At 44.9% G+C, this 1337-nt stretch carries 2 protein-coding genes; one reads left to right on the forward strand and one right to left on the reverse strand.

Features of this window, described 5'->3' with window-relative positions:
- A partial coding sequence (locus tag A3762_RS21940; protein WP_231878894.1) for an ATP-binding protein occupies positions 1–783 on the forward strand: 783 nt, incomplete at its 5' end.
- A 2-nt stretch (positions 784–785) separates the two neighbouring features.
- Here A3762_RS21940 and A3762_RS21945 read toward each other — a convergent pair.
- Positions 786–1337 (reverse strand): glycerol-3-phosphate dehydrogenase C-terminal domain-containing protein (locus tag A3762_RS21945; RefSeq protein ID WP_304439316.1); only part of this gene is annotated, 552 nt, incomplete at its 5' end.

Consider the following 1337-nt stretch of genomic DNA (forward strand, 5'->3'; position numbering starts at 1 on the left):
GTTAAGAACGTGAGCGAGGGGAGTGAAGCGATTGAAAGGCTTAGCTCGGCTTTCAACGTGATGGCCGATCATATTCAGCGATTGATGCTTGTACAAAAGGAAATGATACACGCTGTCTCGCACGAGTTGCGAACACCTGTCGCGCGCATTCGTTTTGGCGTTCAAATGATTGAAGATTGTCCAAATCAAGAAGCGCTTAGGAAGCAAGCGCAAGAAATCGATGGCGACATTCAAGAGTTAGATGAGCTAATTGATGAGATTTTAACTTACGCAAGGCTTGAGCAGGGTGGTCCGATACTATCGTTTCATCAGGCAAATTTGTTGGATATTGTCCATCAAGTAGTTGATGAGCAAAGTGTGGGGCGTCCAAATCTAGATATACAAGCAGTTATTCAGCGAGATTCAGATGACTGGGCGGAGACCGAAATAGAACCGCGATATATTCATCGCTCTATTCAAAACTTGGTTGGTAACGCGACACGTTACGCTTCGGGTGTAGTCAAAGTGAACGTTAGTTGCGATTCAGAAACGTGTCGGGTCGACGTTGAAGATGATGGCCTAGGAATCCCTCAGGAAGATTGGGAGTCTGTATTTACACCATTTGCCAGATTAGATGATAGCCGCACAAGGGCATCAGGTGGCTACGGCTTAGGATTATCTATTGTTCGTCGGATTTTGTATTGGCACGGCGGGCAAGCATTCCTTGGCAAGAGCGAAGAGCTTGGCGGTGCCAAATTTAGTCTTGTATGGCCGAGGCAGCAAGGTGCATCAGCGCTAGATTAACCTCAAGCGCTGTTTAAATGGGTGATATTGGGTTCATTCAGATACGATTGAATGTAAGTACGCAGTGTTTTCTCTTGTGAATCTGAAAACTGATAGCCGAGCTTGGTTCTTCTCAATAATATATCTTTTGCATTTCGCGCCCATTCTTCTTTAATCAGGTAATCTACCTCAGCTTGATATAAGCCGTTAGAGAAGTCTTGACCGAGCTCGTTAATACTTTCTCGTCCAGTCAAAAAATTCTCTGCTAGCAACCCATAACTTGATGCATAGCGTCTAACTAGGCTAGACGTGAGCCACGGGTAATGGCTTGTAAGATGGTCTGTGATCCCTTGTCTTGTCATTCCAAGCTTTGAATTGCCTATTAGTGGATGTCGCTCTGTCCATTCCTCTTGTAAGTTTGGAACATAACGTTGTAGTTGTGCCATAACGGCATTCGCGAGCTTTCTGTAAGTTGTTATTTTTCCGCCATAGATCGATATGAATGCTGAGTGACCGTCAATGCTTTGCGTATCAATAGTGTAATCACGGGTAATCGCTGAGGGATCTGATGACTC

This window comes from Oleiphilus sp. HI0125 (assembly GCF_001635355.1).